Source organism: Acidovorax sp. JMULE5 (assembly GCF_013376875.1).
GTDB lineage: Bacteria > Pseudomonadota > Gammaproteobacteria > Burkholderiales > Burkholderiaceae_C > Acidovorax > Acidovorax facilis.
The window spans coordinates 3,104,010-3,119,023 of the sequence record NZ_CP035951.1 but is presented as its reverse complement, the minus strand read 5'-3'; the positions used below and the strand labels follow the sequence as shown (position 1 = coordinate 3,119,023).

Annotated in this window: 15 protein-coding genes and 1 pseudogene; 12 read left to right on the top strand and 4 right to left on the bottom strand. The window is 65.7% G+C overall.

Annotation, left to right across the window (positions count from 1 at the left end; genetic code table 11):
• Nucleotides 1-2: 2 nt before the first annotated feature.
• Nucleotides 3-701 carry a response regulator transcription factor gene (locus tag EXV95_RS14165; protein ID WP_176887336.1) on the bottom strand — a complete coding sequence of 233 codons (699 nt, stop codon included), beginning with the start codon at nucleotides 699-701 and terminating at the stop codon, nucleotides 3-5.
• Nucleotides 702-1,049: 348 nt separating this feature from the next.
• On the opposite strand from EXV95_RS14165, the gene EXV95_RS14160 reads away from it, so the two are divergent.
• From EXV95_RS14160 to gph, 3 genes are all read left to right on the top strand, one after another.
• On the top strand, nucleotides 1,050-2,288 hold the full coding sequence (locus EXV95_RS14160) for an SPFH domain-containing protein (protein ID WP_370460268.1): 1,239 nt from the start codon (nucleotides 1,050-1,052) through the stop codon (nucleotides 2,286-2,288).
• A gap of 2 nt (nucleotides 2,289-2,290) precedes the next feature.
• Nucleotides 2,291-3,814 (top strand): hypothetical protein, encoded by a 1,524-nt coding sequence (locus EXV95_RS14155; protein WP_255484740.1) that lies wholly within the window; start codon nucleotides 2,291-2,293, stop codon nucleotides 3,812-3,814.
• A 77-nt stretch (nucleotides 3,815-3,891) separates the two neighbouring features.
• Nucleotides 3,892-4,602: a phosphoglycolate phosphatase gene (gene gph / locus EXV95_RS14150; protein ID WP_176887334.1), complete on the top strand. Its 711-nt coding sequence runs from the start codon at nucleotides 3,892-3,894 to the stop codon at nucleotides 4,600-4,602.
• Between the two features lie 7 nt (nucleotides 4,603-4,609).
• Here the strand turns inward: gph and EXV95_RS14145 are convergent, their stop codons facing one another.
• Both EXV95_RS14145 and EXV95_RS14140 read right to left on the bottom strand, forming a co-directional pair.
• Nucleotides 4,610-6,259: a methyl-accepting chemotaxis protein gene (locus tag EXV95_RS14145; protein WP_176887333.1), complete on the bottom strand. Its 1,650-nt coding sequence runs from the start codon at nucleotides 6,257-6,259 to the stop codon at nucleotides 4,610-4,612.
• Nucleotides 6,260-6,521: 262 nt separating this feature from the next.
• Nucleotides 6,522-7,109 carry a chalcone isomerase family protein gene (locus tag EXV95_RS14140; protein WP_055395601.1) on the bottom strand — a complete coding sequence of 196 codons (588 nt, stop codon included), beginning with the start codon at nucleotides 7,107-7,109 and terminating at the stop codon, nucleotides 6,522-6,524.
• A gap of 361 nt (nucleotides 7,110-7,470) precedes the next feature.
• On the opposite strand from EXV95_RS14140, the gene trpE reads away from it, so the two are divergent.
• The 9 genes and pseudogenes from trpE (at nucleotide 7,471) to EXV95_RS14095 (ending at nucleotide 13,884) form a co-directional block, all read left to right on the top strand.
• Nucleotides 7,471-8,970, top strand: coding sequence for an anthranilate synthase component I (gene trpE, locus EXV95_RS14135; protein ID WP_176887332.1), 1,500 nt, complete (start codon nucleotides 7,471-7,473; stop codon nucleotides 8,968-8,970).
• Complete coding sequence (locus tag EXV95_RS14130) at nucleotides 8,967-9,314, top strand: chorismate mutase (protein ID WP_176887331.1); 348 nt, start codon at nucleotides 8,967-8,969, stop codon at nucleotides 9,312-9,314. The genes trpE and EXV95_RS14130 overlap by 4 nt, the downstream gene beginning before the upstream one ends.
• Nucleotides 9,311-9,894, top strand: a pseudogene (locus EXV95_RS14125) (aminodeoxychorismate/anthranilate synthase component II). Before EXV95_RS14130 ends, EXV95_RS14125 begins: the two are co-directional and overlap by 4 nt.
• Entirely contained in the window at nucleotides 9,891-10,397 is a 507-nt protein-coding gene (locus tag EXV95_RS14120; RefSeq protein WP_176887330.1) for a DinB family protein, read from the top strand. Before EXV95_RS14125 ends, EXV95_RS14120 begins: the two are co-directional and overlap by 4 nt.
• Nucleotides 10,398-10,405: 8 nt before the next feature.
• The gene (locus EXV95_RS14115) at nucleotides 10,406-11,071 is read left to right on the top strand and encodes a LysE family translocator (protein ID WP_176887329.1); all 666 of its coding nucleotides are present in this window, start codon (nucleotides 10,406-10,408) and stop codon (nucleotides 11,069-11,071) included.
• A 23-nt stretch (nucleotides 11,072-11,094) separates the two neighbouring features.
• Nucleotides 11,095-12,132 carry an anthranilate phosphoribosyltransferase gene (trpD, locus tag EXV95_RS14110; RefSeq protein ID WP_176887328.1) on the top strand — a complete coding sequence of 346 codons (1,038 nt, stop codon included), beginning with the start codon at nucleotides 11,095-11,097 and terminating at the stop codon, nucleotides 12,130-12,132.
• 7 nt (nucleotides 12,133-12,139) lie between these two features.
• Nucleotides 12,140-12,304 carry a hypothetical protein gene (locus EXV95_RS14105; RefSeq protein WP_176887327.1) on the top strand — a complete coding sequence of 55 codons (165 nt, stop codon included), beginning with the start codon at nucleotides 12,140-12,142 and terminating at the stop codon, nucleotides 12,302-12,304.
• Nucleotides 12,294-13,097, top strand: a complete 804-nt coding sequence (gene trpC, locus EXV95_RS14100; RefSeq protein WP_176887326.1) for an indole-3-glycerol phosphate synthase TrpC — start codon at nucleotides 12,294-12,296, stop codon at nucleotides 13,095-13,097. The genes EXV95_RS14105 and trpC overlap by 11 nt, the downstream gene beginning before the upstream one ends.
• A gap of 70 nt (nucleotides 13,098-13,167) precedes the next feature.
• Nucleotides 13,168-13,884, top strand: coding sequence for a uracil-DNA glycosylase (locus EXV95_RS14095; RefSeq protein ID WP_176887325.1), 717 nt, complete (start codon nucleotides 13,168-13,170; stop codon nucleotides 13,882-13,884).
• A 168-nt stretch (nucleotides 13,885-14,052) separates the two neighbouring features.
• Here EXV95_RS14095 and EXV95_RS14090 read toward each other — a convergent pair whose 3' ends face one another.
• Nucleotides 14,053-14,964, bottom strand: coding sequence for a LysR substrate-binding domain-containing protein (locus tag EXV95_RS14090; protein ID WP_176887324.1), 912 nt, complete (start codon nucleotides 14,962-14,964; stop codon nucleotides 14,053-14,055).
• Nucleotides 14,965-15,014 lie beyond the last annotated feature (50 nt).

The window sequence follows — 15,014 nt, the reverse complement described above, 5'->3', positions numbered from 1 at the left end:
CTTCACTTGCCTGTCCAGCGAAAGCCGCGCATGGGCACGTTCTCGATGCCTTCGAAGGCGGGGTCCACCTCGCGCAGGGCCTCGCGGATGGTACTGACGTGCTTGCGCACGTTGTCGCGGTTGCGCCCGCTTTTCACCACCTCAAAAAGTTCGTCGTAGGACACCACCTCGCCACTGCGCTGGTGCAGCGTGGCCAGGATGCGCTGGGCCGTCAGCGGCAGGTTGATGCGCTCGCCGCGCCAGGTGGGAGAGCGCTGCCACAGCGGGTCCAGCACCAGCGCATCGCCCACCGGGGCGGGTGTTGCGCGAGTCGGAGTCTGTGCCTGCGTGGTGCGCAGGATGTCGAGAAAGGTCTCGATGAAGTCGGCCTCCTCGAACGTGGTCTTTTGCAGGTAGTCCCACGCGTCCAGTGCTTTCATGATGCTGCGGTAGATGGCCGCAGGCATGGCCGACACCACCAGCACCGGTGTGCCCTGACGGCGCTTGTTGATGGCGTTGATGAGCGCCACGCCCGCATGGCGCTCACGGCCCAGTTCGATGTCAAGGACCACGGCGTCGTAGTGCTCGCGCGCCAGGGCTGCTTCGGCGTCGTCGCGCGTGAACCACTGGTCAATCACGATCCCGCTCTTCGCACTGGCAATCCAGCCCGCCAGCTGGTTGCTGGTGGGCAGGTCGTCTTCGATCACGGCAATACGGGTCATGGGCGGGGCGCGGAGTAAGGGTGCGTCGATTATCCGGGGCGCCTTGCTTGCCCGGTGTGAAGGTTTCTTCCGGGCCCGGAGGGTTTGTGCGGTGGGTGTGAGGGCTTTGGGGTGCGCGCTGCGTTGTTGCTTCCGGGGTGAATCCGAAGAATCAGTCCCCAATGAGCAGCCCGATCGGACGGCTCAGAAGCAGACAACAACTTCACCCTACCGAGAGAGAGAACCACCATGAAAACCGCCTGGAACCGCATCGTGCAAGCCCTGCGTGGCCGCAATGCCGCCCCCCGCCCGCTGGACGCCAGCGGCGAATGGCCGCAAGACGCGGCACCTTCGCAGACGGAAGCTGCCATGCCAGCATCCGCAGACGTGGACGCAGGGCGCATCCACTGGGCCTACCTGCTGCCCACGGCCAGCACGGTGCGCTGGATGGTGGCCGGTGCCGTGGTGGTCGGTGCAGGGGGCCTTGTGCTTCGCCACCCGCCTGTGCAGCAGCTGGGCCAGGGTGAGCTGGCGGTCCGCATGAACCAGTTCACCGGTTCGGTGAGCCAGTGGCGTGATGGCAGCATGTGGGTGGTTCCGGGCCTGCACAGTGTGCGTATCTTCTCTCTGCGGGACCAGAGCTACCGCCCTGAAGCCATGCGCCAGGCCAATGGCAGCGCACCCCTGCAATCGGTGGAAGGCCTGTCGTTCGGGCTCGACCTGAGCGTGCGCTACGCACTCGATCCTGCCTCCGAAACCGTCAAGGCTGGCCGCCTGCCCGATGATGTGGACGCCGATATCGTGGCGCCCGCTGTGCAGGGGCTGGTCTACAAGGTGTTTGCCCGCTACACCGTGCGTGAAATTTTCTCGTCCAAGCGCGCCGAGATCGCACAAATCATCGAGACCGAACTGCGCACGCGCCTGGCCGCCGACGGCGTGCTGCTGCGCCACGTGCAGATCGGCAAGGTGGACCTGCCCGCCGAGTACCGCCGTGGCATGGACAGCCTGCTGGCCGAGGAACTGGCTTCCGAGAAGATGCGCTACACGCTGGAGCTGAAAGACAAGCGTGTGAAGGAGACCGAACTCGACGCCAATGCCGACAAGGTCCGCCGCGAGGTAGCCGCCGAAGCTGCGGCCCGCGAGCAGGTGATCGCCGCCCGCGCCCAGGAAGAGGCCATGAAACACGTGCTGCCCTTCAAGCAGCGCCAGATCGAGCAACGCCAATTGGAGGCCGAAGCCGAGAAGGTTTCGCGCATCAAGGCCGCCGAGGGCAACGCCCAGGCCCGCCGCATCGAAGCCAACGGCGAGGCGGACGCTCGCCAGAAGCTGGCCGAGGCCGAGGCCTACCGCATGGACCGCATTGGCAAGGTGAACGCCGAGCAGATGGCGCGCGAAGGAGCGCTGGTGACCAAGCATCCGCTGCTCATCCAGAAGACGCTGGCCGACAAGCTCTCCGACAAGATCCAGGTCATCATCGCGCCGCCTCCGACCAACGGTGATTTCATCGGCGCGGCGCTGCTGGGCGGCAGTCGCAATGCGCAAGCCGGTGTTGTACAGGCTGCGGGCGTGGCCGACGACGCCTCCACCGCTCAGGCTACGGAGCACTGAACATGAATCTCACGACCTTGACCTTCATTGCAGCGGTCGCCAGCGCTGCAGTCACGGTGGCCTCTGCCGCTGTGCCTCCTGCTTCGGTCAATGCCCTGGGCAGTGCCATCGTGGTGCAGGACCAGGCCAGCCTGCGTGCCGCGCCGCGCGATGGCGCCCAGCAGCAGGCCAGCCTGTGGCAGGGCGAGGTGCTGGAGGTGCGCGGCGAGCGCCTGGATTACCTGCAGGTGTGGGACCACAAGCGTGAGCGCGGCGGTTTCATCCGCGCCAGCGATGTGCGCCGCGTGGTCCTTACCGAGGCCGAAGGCCCCGCTTTGCTGGCTGTGCTGCGTTTCATGCAAGACACGCCGGGTGCTGAGGCGCTGGGGATTGGCCTCACCGCCGCGTACCTGCAGGCGGCTCCCGGCCAGCTGCTGGCGGGTGTCGAGGGTGCGCAGGCTTTTGATGCGCTGGGCACGTTCGCCGACCGGCTTGCACGTCGCGCCTCGGTGGCCGTGCCGGGCAAGGCTTCGGGGGCCACGCTGTCGGCGCACCTGGATGTGGCCAATGCCTACGGCGTGCGTTTTGCCACCTATGAGGTGGAGGGCCGCATGCAGGTTTGCTATGAAGGCGAAGCCTTTCGCCGCGTGCTGGCCATGCCGGTGGCCGATGCCGCCCAGCGCGCCCGCGCTGCCCTGGCGCTGACGCGGCCAGAGTGCATCAACCCCGACCTGCCAGCCCACGAACGCGCCAGGGTGCACGCCTGGCAGGTCGATGTGCTGGAGCGTGTGGACGTTGCCGGCTTGCCGCCCTACCTGCGCAACCGCGTGCAGATGCGCCGCGCCAGTGTGTGGGGCGCCACGGCTTTCGAGCAGGCGCGCAAAAATGTTGCAGATCCAACGGTGGCTGCCGCTGCCGCGCGCGCGCTGATCGAGTTCACCGGCGTGAGCAAGGCCGACCTGCCCGACGAGGATCAAAGCGCCTACAACGACGCTGCCATGCGGGTGAGTGCGGTGCGCTGGGCACTGGTGCCCACTACCGCGCCAGCGGCCCCGTCCAAAACAGCCCGCCCGACCCTGGTGACCGAGCCCGGCGCTCCGGGCGAAACCTGTGTGCTGCTGGTGGATGCCCAGCACACGGCCCAGGCCCCGCTGCTGCGCCGTTGCACCTATGGCGTGGTCTGGGCCGCATCGGCCAGCACCAACCGCGAAGGCACGGCGGTGGCCCTGGCCGTGCAACCCCTGGAAGGCTGGCGCGAGCTGTGGGTGCTGCGCAAGACCGAAGGCGGCTGGCTCGCCGATGTGCTGCCGCCAGCGGCCACCACGCCAGAAACCGGTGTTGCCGAATGGGCCGGATGGGTGCCCGGCGGACAGCAGATGCTGGTGGCACGCGAGGCGCGGGGCCAGGGGCGCTACCGCAAGAGCTTTGAGGTGGTGCGGTTGGACGGCCTGACCACTGAGCGGGTCACAGGGGATGTGGCGGCGCTGCCTTTGTTTCAGCGCTGGCAAGACCCTGCGTGGAAGCGGCAGACGCTGAGCTTGCGCTGAGTGCAGGGTGGGCGGGAGGAAGAAGGCTTCATCGGTTCCTTAAACTTGGGCAACTTCTTCTTCCGTCTTTCTGCCTTATGTCCCACGCCGCCGACCCCATGTTGTCTTCTCTGCTGTCCCGTGTAGATGCCGTCATCGTGGACCTGGACGGCACCATGGTGGACACCATGGGGGATTTCAACGAGGCGATCAATCGCATGCTCCGTGAGCTGGCCCTGCCGGCCATCGAGGCCCTGCACATCGAACACATGGTGGGCAAAGGCTCGGAGCATTTGCTGCGATCAGTGCTAAAACACGTGCTAGCGCTTGATGGTATTGCGCAAGATGCTATAAAAAGCGAAGCATACTATCCTGCAGCCTGGGCCAGCTACCAGCGCCACTACCTGGCGATCAACGGCCAGTTTGCAGGGGTTTACCGGGGTGTAGAGGACGGCCTGAAGGCGCTGCGTGCCCGGGGGCTGCGCCTGGCCTGCCTGACCAACAAACCCACGGACTTTGCGCTGCCGCTTCTGAAGTCCAAGGGCCTCGATGGGTATTTCGAGAAAGTGTTTGGCGGTGACGCCCTCGAGCGCAAGAAGCCCGATCCTCTGCCCCTCCTCAAGACCTGCGAAGCGCTGGGCACTGCCCCCGCGCGCACGCTGATGCTGGGCGATTCCAGCAACGACGCGCAGGCTGCCCGCGCGGCCGGGTGCCCCGTGGTGCTGGTCACCTACGGCTACAACCACGGCGCGCCCGTTCGGGCCGTGGATGCCGATGGTTTTGTGGATTCGCTGGCGCAGCTGATCTGAGCCGATCTCAGGCGGGTAACTGGCGCGGCGCCACGGCGCGGTAGTCCAGCCGCGATGCGCTGATGCTGCTGCCGCGCACGGGGGCGGGCGTTGCATCGCCGTGGCGGGTGGCGTTGGCTGAGAGGCGGAAGACCGCCACCGCATCTACCAGTTGCCCCGCCTGTGTCTTGAGGCTGTCGGCCGCTGCTGCGCTTTGCTCCACCAGGGCCGCGTTCTGCTGCGTGGCCTGGTCCATCTGCGTGATGGCTTCGCCCACCTGCGAGACACCCTGGCTCTGTTCGCTGCTGGCTGCGCTGATCTCGCCCATGATCTCCGTCACGCGGCGGATCGATGCAACCACTTCGCTCATGGTGGCGCCGGCCTTGTCCACCAGGGCTGTGCCGCGCTCCACGCGCTCCACGCTGGTGCCGATCAGGCCCTTGATCTCCTTGGCGGCTTCAGCGCTGCGCCCAGCGAGGCTGCGCACTTCCCCGGCCACCACGGCAAAGCCGCGCCCCTGTTCGCCCGCGCGCGCAGCCTCCACGGCAGCATTCAGGGCCAGGATGTTGGTCTGGAAGGCGATGCCGTCGATGACGCTGATGATGTCGGCGATCTTGCGGCTGCTGTCGTTGATGCCCTTCATGGTCTCGACCACTTCGGCCACCACATCGCCTCCCTGTTGGGCCACGGTGGATGCGCTCATGGCGAGCTGATTGGCCGTGCGCGCGTTGTCGGCGTTCTGGCGCACCGTGGAGCCAAGTTCTTCCATGGATGCGGCGGTCTGCTGCAAGGCTGAGGCTTGCTGTTCCGTGCGTGCCGAGAGGTCGTTGTTGCCAGATGCAATTTCGACGCTGGCGGTGGCCACGCCTTCTGCGTTGTGGCGCACATTGCCGACGATGGTGGCCAGGCGCGATTGCATGGTGGCCAGCGCCTGCAGCAGTTGGCCGGTTTCGTCGTTGCCGCTGGCTTCGATGGGGTGGGTCAGGTCGCCGTCGGCAATGTTCTCTGCCGCCTGCTTGCCCCGCTGCACAGGTTGCACGATGGAGCGTGTGACGGTGAAGGCCAATAGCGCGCCCAGTGCCACGGCTATCAGTGTGCCCACGCCCAGCAACACCTGGCTGGCCTTGGCCAGCGTGCTGGTGTCGCTCTGGCTGTCGGCCAGTTGCGTGGCCATGGCAGCGTGCAGGTCGTCAAGGGATTGGAGGTATTTGTCTGCCAGAGGGCGCAAGTCCTTGTCCACCAGCGTGGGCACATTGGGCTCGCCACCACGGTGCAGTTCGCGGATCTCGGCGAGCTTGTCGTTGTAGGCCTTGCTGGCGGCGGCAATGGTGGCCAGTTGCGCACGGTTCTTGTCTCCCTGTACCAGGCCTTCGATGCGCTGGACCTTGCCCTCGATGCCTTTGGCTGTGGCCTGCGTGTCGGCCGTGAGCTTTTCCATGTAGTCGCGGTCAATGGCCTTGAGGAAGGCCTCGGTGCGCACCCAGTTCAGGCGGATGTCGGATGCCCAGTTCTCCACCAGGGTCTGCTGCTCGATCTCCTGGGTGGCCACGCGTTCGCTGGCGCCTTGCAGGCTCGCGATGCGCCACATGCCGGTGGCGGCAATCAACGCGGTGATGAGCAGGATGGCACCGAACGACGCGCCCAGGCGCAGGCCGACGGAAAGGTTGCTGAGTTTCATGGTGGGGTCTGGCGCAAAAAGGTATCTGGGGGCAGAAAATTGGGGGCGTTACAGACGGCTCGTTGCGGGGCGCGGGTAGCGCGAAAAACTCGGTTCAGGCCGTGGCATCAGTGACTGCGGGGTGCGCGCAGCAAGAGGCCGTTGTTTCGTCAGTGAGGGGCGGATGTGCTCGCTGGTCCAAAGGCTACTCCCGAGTAGGGAGCGCGTCTGTCGGGCGCGGGACAGCCCCGGGCGGAAGTGCCTCGGGGTTTGTCCCAGGGGGTTACGCAGGCTTGCCCAGAAGGGCGTCCTTGAGCTTCCAGTCGGCGGGCACATTGCCCAGCCAGATGCCCAGCAGCGCGTTGAAGAACTCCGGCTCCTTGAAAGGCTCGCCCTGGGGCTTGCCCTTGACCGTGATCACCGTGCCGGTACCTGGTATCCAGTCGATCATGAACTGGTCGCCCGCCTGCAGCTTCTTGTGGTCCGAGAAGATCTGGCTCATGCGCAGCACGCCCGGGATGAGCTTGGAGAACGCTGCGCGGTCCATGTTGTCCTCCATGCCACGCGAGAACAGCTTGCCCAGCTCGGTGGAGTCGATCTCGCGCAGCATGGTGATGCTCATGCGCTTGGGGCCCTTCAGGGCCATGATTTCAGCGGGGGTCGAGGCCTTTTTCTCAAGGTACAGGCCTGCGGTGTACACCTTGAAGACGGCCTTGTAGCGAACCCCTGCGCCATTGAGCTGAAGGCTGCTGCCACTCAGGCTGCTCGTCTCTTCATACTTGACGTCTGCCACGGTGATGGGCTGGGCAATAGCACCGGCCGCCAACAGGCAGGCCACGGCTGCTGCGGCACATCGCTGGAGAAACTTCATGCGCAACTCCTAAAAAAGAACGGTCGTTCGTTTCAAATTGTTGCAGCGCTCCTGTCGGGCCGCAACAGGGTTTTCGAGTGGTTGTGCGATCTCGCCTTGAGAGTCGTCAACTCAGGCCATGAAAAAAGCTTTGCTACACTTTGGCCCATGTTCATTCACCACGTGTTCATCACAGGTTGCAGCGACCGGGGAGCCTGGCCCTGGCGTCAGCCTGTCGCTTTGAACGCCTGATGGCACCTGGGCAGCAGCCCCAGCGTGCACCCGTGGCCTCCACCCCGATGCGGTGAGGCCGATTGAATGGACCGCAGCGCCCCTTTTTCATTGACAGGGACACGCGCTGCGACAGCTGGGAGCCCTCCCCGTGATCACAGAACTTGAATTCAAAAGCCTGGCCAGCGAAGGCTACAACCGCATTCCGCTCATGGTCGAGGCCTTTGCGGACCTGGAAACCCCCCTCTCGCTCTACCTGAAGCTGGCGCACACCAAAGACGGCGGCAAGCACAGCTTCCTGCTGGAATCCGTGGTGGGCGGCGAGCGCTTCGGGCGCTATAGCTTCATTGGCCTGCCCGCCCGCACCCTGCTGCGCGCCAGCGGCTTTGGCGACCAGGCCAAGACCGAGGTGGTGACCGACGGTCAGGTGGTCGAGACCGCACAAGGCAACCCGCTCGATTTCATCGAGGCCTACCAAAAGCGTTTCAAAGTGGCTTTGCGCCCCGGCCTGCCGCGCTTCTGCGGCGGCCTGGCCGGTTATTTTGGCTACGACGCGGTGCGCTACATCGAAAAGAAGCTGGAGACCACCTGCCCACCCGACACCCTGGGCTGCCCCGACATCCTGCTGCTGCAATGCGAGGAACTGGCCGTCATCGACAACCTCTCGGGCAAGCTCTACCTCATCGTCTACGCCGACCCTGCCCAGCCCGAGGCCTATGCCAAGGCCAAGAAGCGCCTGCGCGATCTGAAGGAGCAACTGAAATATTCGGTGAGCGCTCCGGTAGTGAAGGCCACCGAAAGCCACCCCGCCCAGCGCGACTTCGCCAAGGCCGATTACCTGGCCGCCGTGAACCGCGCCAAGGACCTGATTGCTGCCGGTGACTTCATGCAGGTGCAGGTGGGCCAGCGCATCCACAAGCGCTACACCGAAAGCCCCCTGAGCCTGTACCGCGCGCTGCGTTCGCTGAACCCGTCGCCTTACATGTATTTCTACGACTTTGGCGACTTCCATGTGGTGGGCGCCAGCCCCGAGATCCTGGTGAGGCAAGAGAAGACCGACGAAGGCACCAAGGTCACCATCCGCCCCCTGGCCGGCACCCGCCCGCGTGGCGCCACGCCCGAGAAGGACAAGGCCACCGAGGTCGAACTCATCAACGACCCCAAGGAACGTGCTGAGCACGTGATGCTCATCGACCTGGCGCGCAACGACATCGGCCGCATCGCCAAAACCGGCACCGTGAAGGTGACCGAGGCCTTTGCAGTGGAGCGCTACAGCCACGTGATGCACATCGTGAGCAACGTGGAAGGCATCCTGCACGACGGCATGACCAGCATGGATGTGCTCAAGGCCACCTTCCCAGCAGGCACGCTCACCGGCGCGCCCAAGGTGCACGCCATGGAACTCATCGACCAGCTCGAACCCACCAAGCGCGGCCTGTATGGCGGCGCCTGCGGCTACCTCAGCTACGCGGGCGACATGGACGTGGCCATTGCGATCCGCACTGGCATCATCAAAAACGGCACGCTCTACGTGCAGGCGGCTGCCGGTGTGGTGGCGGATTCGGTGCCCGAGCTGGAATGGAAAGAGACCGAGCACAAGGCCCGCGCGCTGCTGCGCGCCGCCGAACTGGTTGAGGAGGGCCTGGAATGACGATCCGTGACCCCAAGGCCATCGCCAAAGTGAAGGCCTGCACCACCATGCAGGACGTGCGCCGCGAAGTGAACGCGCTGGACGATGTGCTGGTGCCCCTGCTGGTCGAGCGCGTGGGCTACATGACCCAGGCCGCCCGCATCAAGCAAGGTGTGGAACAGGTGCGCGACGAAGCCCGCATCCAGGCCATCGTGGACCGCGTGCGCGAACGTGCCCAGGCCGAAGGCGGCGATGCCGACGTGATCGAAGCCATCTACCGCAGCCTCATGGAAGTCTGCATTGCCTATGAACACCGCGAGTTCGCCCGCCTGCGCGAGCCCGCCACTGCCGGGAGCGCCGCATGAAACTCTTGATGGTCGATAACTACGACAGCTTTACCTACAACATCGTCCAGTACTTTGGTGAACTGGGCGCCGAGGTCGAGGTGTTCCGCAACGACGAGATCACCGTGGCCGAGATCGAGGCGCGCCTGAACGCGGGCCAGCTTGACCGCCTGGTCATCTCGCCCGGGCCTTGCTCACCTGCAGAGGCCGGTATCTCGGTGGCAGCGATCAAGCACTTTGCCGGCAAGCTGCCCATCCTGGGGTGTGCCTGGGCCACCAGAGCATCGGCGCGGCCTTCGGCGGCAACATCATCCGCGCGCAGGAGCTGATGCACGGTAAGACCAGCGTCATCACCACCACGCAAAAGGGCGTGTTTGCCGGGCTGCCCGAGCAGTTCACCGTCAACCGCTACCACTCCCTCGCCATCGAGCGCGCCACGTGCCCGGATGTGCTCGAAGTGACCGCCTGGACCGACGACGGCGAAATCATGGGCGTGCGCCACAAGACGCTGCCGATCGAAGGCGTGCAGTTCCATCCCGAAAGCATCCTCACCGAACACGGCCACGCCATGCTCAAGAACTTTCTGGAGCAGCGCGCATGACAGCCCCCCAGGGCCTGGCCCAGCTTTTCCAGTACAAGCGTTGGGCCAACCAGGAACTGCTGGCACTGGGCGCGGCATCGCAAGGTGCGCTGCCTGCCGACGACTACCGGCTGTTTTTGCGCATCCTGAACCACACCTACGTGGTGGACCGCATCTTTGCCAGCCACCTGCAGGGTCTGCCCCAGACCACCTACCAGGCCACCAACACCGAGGAGACGCCGGAGCTGGCCACCTTGAGCGAGGCCGTGCGCGTGTCGGACGACTGGTATGTGCAGTACGTGGGCGGGCTGGATGATGCGCAGCTGGCTGAGTCCGTGGCTTTCCGCTTCACCGACGGCGACACCGGGCGCATGTCGCGCAGCGAGATCCTGAACCACCTCGTCGTGCATGGCACCTACCACCGGGGGGCGGCGGGGCGCATCCTGGCCGCGCATGCGGTGCAGCCCCCGCGCGATTCGCTGACAACCTTCCTGCACCGCCTGGAACCTGACCGACGCTGGTAGACACACCCATGCCCGAACTTCATCAACTGCTCATGTTCATCGCGGCCGGCTGGCTGCTCAACCTCACGCCCGGGCCCGATGTGCTCTACATCGTGACCAACGCGCTGCGCTCCGGCACACGCGCGGGCATCGTGGCGGGGCTGGGTATCACGGCCGGTTGTTTTGTGCACATCTTTGCGGCCGCCGTAGGCGTGGGCGCGCTGCTGGCCACCTCGGCCACGGCGTTCACGGTGCTCAAGTGGATCGGCGCGGCCTACCTGATGTGGATGGGCGTGCGCATGCTGCTGTCCAAGCCTGGTGCCGACAATGGCAACACGGCCGCGCTGGCGGCGGCGCAGGCCGCCCCTGTGCAGCAAACGTCACTTCGCAAGGTGTTCCTGGGGGGCTTCTGGACCAATGTGCTCAACCCCAAGGTCGCCATCTTCTTCCTGGCCTTTGTGCCGCAGTTCATCGCGCCGGGCACCGACAACAAGGCGCTGGCCTTTGTGCTGCTGGGCGTGCTGTTCAACGTGAACGCCATCCCCGTCAATGTGGGCTGGGCGCTGGCGGCATCATGGATGGCGCGACGCGCCACGGTGATCCAGCGCGGCATGCACTGGCTGGACCGCGTGGCGGGCGCCATGTTCATCGGCTTCGGACTCAAGCTGGCCTTTACTGATCAACCGGCGGCTTGACCGCCACCCCAGGAGACACCGTCATGCCCATCACTCCCCAGGAAGCGCTGCAGCGCACCATCGAGCACCGCGAAATCTTCCATGACGAAATGCTGCATCTGATGCGCCTCATCATGAATGGCGAGCTGTCGCCCGTCATGACCGCAGCCATCATCACCGGCTTGCGCGTGAAGAAGGAAACCATCGGCGAGATCACCGCCGCTGCGCAGGTGATGCGCGAGTTCAGTACCAAGGTGCACGTCAAGGACGCGACCCACATGGTGGACATCGTGGGCACGGGCGGCGACGGCGCCAACACCTTCAACATCTCCACCTGCTCGATGTTCGTGGCCGCCGCAGCGGGCGCCAAGGTCAGCAAACATGGCGGGCGCGGTGTGTCGAGCAAAAGCGGCAGCGCCGATGTGATGGAGGCCCTGGGCATCCACATCAACCTCAAGCCCGAGCAGATCGCCCAGTGCATCGCTGAAGTCGGCATCGGCTTCATGTTCGCGCCCAACCACCACCCCGCCATGAAGAACGTGGCCCCGGTGCGCAAGGAACTGGGCGTGCGCACCATCTTCAACATCCTGGGCCCGCTGACCAACCCGGCCGGTGCGCCCAACATCCTGATGGGCGTGTTCCACCCCGACCTCGTCGGTATCCAGGTGCGCGCGCTGCAGCGCCTGGGCGCCGAGCACGCGCTGGTGGTGTACGGCCGTGATGGCATGGACGAAGTCAGCTTGGGCGCTGCCACTTTGGTGGGTGAGTTGAAAAACGGCCAGATCACCGAGTACGAAATCCACCCTGAGGACTTTGGCCTGCCGATGGCGAGCAATCGCGCGCTCAAGGTTGAGACGCCCGAGCAGTCGCGGGAGATGCTGATCGGCGTGCTCAAGGGCGAGCCTGGCCCCGCGCAAGACATCGTGTGCCTGAACGCGGGCGTGGCACTGTATGCCGCCAATGTGGTCGATTCGGTGCCCGCAGGCTTGGCCAAGGCCCGGGCCGTGATTGCGTCGGGCGCCGCGCTGGCCAAGCTGGAGCAGGTGGTCACGCGCACGCACGCGCTGGCCACGGCGGCCTGACACGGCCATGTGGCGCGACCCTGGCACCTGGATTGCACTGGGCATCTCTGCCCTTTTCATCGTGGCCGGGTTTGTGATGCACCGCGTGTTCACCAAAATTCTGAAACAGGGCTCCCCTGAGTCCGACGACACCGAAACCGACAACCCAAAGGCCGCGCACCATGAGCAGTGACATCCTCAACAAAATCGTCGCCGTCAAGCACGAAGAAGTAGCGGCAGCCAAAAAGCGCCTGTCCTTTGAAGCCATGCGCGCCGACGCCGAGAGCCGTGTGCTCACCCGCGACTTTGAAGGCGCGCTGCGCGCCAAGATCGCCAAGGGCCAGGCGGCGGTGATTGCCGAGATCAAGAAGGCCAGCCCCAGCAAGGGCGTGCTGCGTGCTGACTTCGAGCCTGCTGACATTGCCCAGAGCTATATGGAAGGCGATGGCAAGGTGAGCGCGGCCTGCCTGTCGGTACTGACCGACCGGCAGTTCTTTCAGGGCCAGCCCGACTACCTGAAACAAGCCCGCGCCAGCACGTTGCTTCCTGTGCTGCGCAAGGATTTCATGGTGGATGCGTACCAGATCTACGAATCGCGCGCCATGGGCGCCGACGCCATCCTGCTGATTGCGGCCAGCCTGGACGACGCCCAGATGGCCGACTTCGAGGCCATTGCACGCAGCCTGGACATGGCGGTGCTGGTGGAGGTGCATGACCGGCCGGAGCTGGAGCGGGCTCTGAAGCTCAAGACTCCGCTGGTCGGCATCAACAACCGCAACTTGCGCACGTTCGAGGTCACGCTGGACACCACGCTCTCCATGCTCAAGGACGTGCCTGCGGACCGGCTTCTCGTCACCGAGTCGGGCATCTTGAAGCCTGCCGATGTGAAGGCCATGCGCGACGCAGGTGTGCACGCCTTCTTGGTGGGCGAAGCCTTCATGCGGGCGGACGATCCGGGCCTGGCCCTGGCCAAGCTCTTTGAGTGAGAGAGGGTGAAAACTCCTGTTTTAATAGCTGCTTGCGCTTGATGGTAAAGCGCTAGAGCCTATTTTGACCATGAATTCAACTCCCCAGACCCCGGCCCAACTCCAAAGCGCCAACCCCGCCGACTGGCCCGTGGCGCCCGACTGGCAGCCGTTGGCGGACGCCTTTTTTGCTGGCGCACGCGGGCAGGCGTTGCTCGCGTTCTTGCAGGCGCGGCTGCAGGCGGGTGCGGCGATCTTTCCGCCCCAGCCGCTGCGGGCGCTGGAGCTGACGCCACCTGAGGACGTGCGCGTGGTCATCCTGGGGCAGGATCCGTACCACGGCCGGGGCCAGGCCGAGGGGTTGGCGTTTTCGGTGGCGCCGGGCGTGCGCCTGCCGCCCTCGCTGCAGAATATCTTCAAGGAAATGCAGCGCGACCTGGGGGTGGCCTTCCCCCCGTTCCCGAACCCCGGCGGCAGCCTGGTCAAGTGGGCGAAGAACGGCGTGCTGCTGCTCAACACCTGCCTCACGGTGGAAGAGGGCCAGGCCGCCAGCCATGCAGGCAAGGGCTGGGAGGAACTGACCGACACCGTCATCCGCCACGTGGCCGAGGGCCCGCGCCCTGTGGTGTTCATGCTCTGGGGCTCGCACGCCCAGTCCAAGCGCGCGTGGATTCCCGCAGACCGCGGGCACCTGGTGCTCACATCCAACCACCCCTCGCCGCTGTCGGCACTGCGCCCGCCTGTCCCTTTTATTGGCAACGGGCACTTTGGCAAGGCGCGGGATTTTCGCGCGCAGCACGGTTACTGAGCAGGGTTTGCAGCATTGCCGGCATGCCATGACCGACGCAGACGTGGAGGCACAAATGTTCGCCTTGCTGGCGCGGCGGGGTGCCGGTGGATGCCACGGTGCCCGGGGGGCCGATTCGCCTGGGGCTGCCGGGTGATGACCAGCACGCCGGATAACCGACGCCAAGGGCTACCACTGCTGCGGTAGCCGTTCCTTGAGCAGCTCCAGAAACGCCTGCGCCGCCACCGGCAGGCTGCGCCCGGCCAGGGTCTGGATTTCGATGTCGCGCAGGTCCATGCCGGGGTCGCTGATGGGCAGGGCCACGATGGCGCCTTCGGCCACCAGGTGGCGCACGGCGATCTCGCTGGCCACGGACAGGCCGCCGCCCAGTTGCACAAAGTTGACCACCGTCTTGGCGTGGTTGCTGATGAGCACGGCGTCGAGCTGCAGGCCCTGGCGGCTGCAGACGATGTCGATCATCTGGCGCACCGTGGTCTCGGGCGGGGGCAGCGCCAGAGGGTATTCGGCCATCTGCGCCAGGGTCACGCTGCCTGCGCTGGCCAACGGGTGGCCGGGCGGCAGCAGGGCCAGCACCGGGGCGCTCTGGCGGTAGGCCACGTCGATGTCCTTGTGCGGCGCGCGGCTGAAGCACAGGCCGATGTCGGCCGCGCCGCTGCGCACGGCGTCGGGCACCTGGGCCGTGGGCAAGGCGATCACGCTGAACTGCACCCCGGCGTACGTGCGCTGGAACTCCACGCACAGGCGCGGCACGAGCTCGTTGGCAAATGCGTCGGACGTGGCCAGGCGCACCTGCCCCGCGCGCAGGCCTTGCAGCGCACCGATCTCGCCCAGTGCGCGCTCGGCGTCCAGCACGGTGCGGCGTGCGTGCACCGCCAGGATCTCGCCCGCCGCCGTGAGCACCATGCCGCGCGGGTGACGCTCGAACAGGGGCGTGCCCAGCTGCGCCTCCAGCCCCGCGATCTGGCGGCTCAGCGCCGAGGCGGCCACATGCAGCCGGGCCGAAGCCTCAGTGAGCGATCCACTCTGCGCCACGGCCAGAAAGTAGCGCAGGGTGGTGTCTTGCAGCAGGTGGGGACGCATGGAGGAAGGGGCGGAGAAGGAGGTGTTCAGTATGCGCCGGTTTGCCGTGG